We start from the raw sequence: 1,764 nt of genomic DNA on the forward strand, positions 1-1,764 counted from the left end.
AAAAATTAAAACCGTCCCTGATTGGCAGCAACGGTTGAGGGATTTTGTTGATCAACTTCTTGAAGACTTGGACAAACAGTAATATATGGATAGTTATGGGTAGAAATTATCAAGCTGCTTCTACCCCTATTCCCTGTTCCCTATTCCCTGTTCCCTGTTCCCTGTTCCCTGTTCCCTGTTCCCTGTTCCCTTGCCCCTATTCCCTCTTCCCTGAATGGGTAATAGCCCAAATTAGCAACTATTACCCATTACCAGTCATCAAATTAACCCAATAAACCTTGGATTAATCCAGAATTACCTGTCAAGAAGAACGCAACTACTGCGCCACCGATACCACCAATTAAGAAAGCGCTGGCAAAATTATTCCAGCTTTCCTTAGAGTTGAAAGCATCAATAGGAGGGTTAGGTACAGCAACACTAGCAAGTGCTTTATCAGGATTGCTGTTAGCGTACAAAGATAGGCAAGCTGTTAAAATTACAACCAAGCCAATACTGCCCAGTAACCCAGCTAAGTTAGCATTAGGGGCATTGCGTAAGGGACCTAACTTATCAAAAGGTCCAAATAACAAATAACCATGAGCCATACCAACTTCTAAACCACGTCTAAAAGGATTTAGACCGGGGCGATAAGCTGGTAAATTGCTAATAAACCACTTCACCAAAGGGGCGGAATTGATGGGGGTTTCTAGGTCGCCTTTTTGGGGGTCACGTCCTGCTGCTATTGCCATAACTATTGTTCGATTCCTTGAATCACTGTTGTTAGTTTTTTAAGGCATGAAACCCGTAAATTATAGTTAAGATTACGAGTTTCATGCATTATTTAAGATTGTTTATTGCTAAACAATCCAGAAGAGAAAGCTAATTTACTTAGCTTTTCCTAACCGTGTTTTCAACCTATAGGGGGTGGAAAAGTAGGTCGGGGAAGAAGCGGTTAAATTCAATCAAAATCCCGGCTGTGATTGTTAGCCAGATTGTAGCTGCAACGGGGGCAGTAGAGATGAATTTCAGCAAGTAGTTGGTTTCGTCGCCTTTTTCAGCCATGAATTTAGTCTCCAGAATGAGTAAGTGAAAACAAATGAATTAACGTGGCGAAACGGTAATTTCTGAATCCTTCGCTGTTAATTCGCCGGAGAGCAATTCTTTGATTGCTGCTGCTGGCCAAGCAAAACCGGAGGTGATGATAGGTAGGGCAAGACCCAAATCAATTTGGATTTCTTTTTGCTCCGCATTTGATTCTTTTTGGATTGCTTGGAGATAAGCACGGCCTACCCAGCCAATCCAACCGGCAATGTAGAGGAAGAGAATACTAGGGATTAAAAAATCACCAGCATGATCAAGACGGCCATCTACAATCAAGTGGGGATAACCTTCTGGTCCACAGAGTGCCTGAGAATAACGTTCAAACCGCTTTTTACCTGATTCGGGGTCAGAGGTGGTGTTACGGGCATTTAGTGCTAGCTCTTGAAAGGCGGGAGAGTCTTTACAAGGAACAAGATTTGCGCCTAGTGCTTTAGCTTCAGGAGCAAAATTGAACCAAAGAGTCATCACCAAAAGCAAAGCAAACAATCGTCTCATGGAGTTGTTTCCTTTTATTACAAAATGAGAAGTTTCTTGTACAAAACGAAGCGGCTTGTACAGTCTTTATTTTAGATAACTAGGAAGTCATCATACTCTTGGCTGGGGACTGAGTAAAGTTGAAGTCAATAAAAGTTAAAGCTTCTCAATCAAAAGATAGGGAAAAGGGCAGGGGGCAGGGGGCAGGGG

At 42.5% G+C, this 1,764-nt stretch carries 3 protein-coding genes; all 3 read right to left on the bottom strand.

Features of this window, described 5'->3' with window-relative positions; translation table 11 throughout:
• Positions 1-263: 263 nt before the first annotated feature.
• On the bottom strand, positions 264-728 hold the full coding sequence (locus IQ228_RS25690) for a photosystem I reaction center subunit XI (RefSeq protein WP_027402288.1): 465 nt from the start codon (positions 726-728) through the stop codon (positions 264-266).
• A 166-nt stretch (positions 729-894) separates the two neighbouring features.
• Positions 895-1,041 (bottom strand): photosystem I reaction center subunit IX, encoded by a 147-nt coding sequence (gene psaJ / locus IQ228_RS25695; protein WP_035081674.1) that lies wholly within the window; start codon positions 1,039-1,041, stop codon positions 895-897.
• Between the two features lie 39 nt (positions 1,042-1,080).
• The gene (locus IQ228_RS25700; RefSeq protein ID WP_027402289.1) at positions 1,081-1,575 is read right to left on the bottom strand and encodes a photosystem I reaction center subunit III; all 495 of its coding nucleotides are present in this window, start codon (positions 1,573-1,575) and stop codon (positions 1,081-1,083) included.
• Positions 1,576-1,764 lie beyond the last annotated feature (189 nt).

Source organism: Dolichospermum sp. LEGE 00246 (genome assembly GCF_015207865.1).
Lineage (GTDB): Bacteria > Cyanobacteriota > Cyanobacteriia > Cyanobacteriales > Nostocaceae > Dolichospermum > Dolichospermum heterosporum.

Bases quoted from the DNA above. Each gene is read 5' to 3' on its own strand.
- psaJ (WP_035081674.1), bottom strand. From the start codon at position 1,041: ATGGCTGAAAAAGGCGACGAAACCAACTACTTGCTGAAATTCATCTCT.
- IQ228_RS25690 (WP_027402288.1), bottom strand. From the start codon at position 728: ATGGCAATAGCAGCAGGACGTGACCCCCAAAAAGGCGACCTAGAAACC.
- IQ228_RS25700 (WP_027402289.1), bottom strand. From the start codon at position 1,575: ATGAGACGATTGTTTGCTTTGCTTTTGGTGATGACTCTTTGGTTCAAT.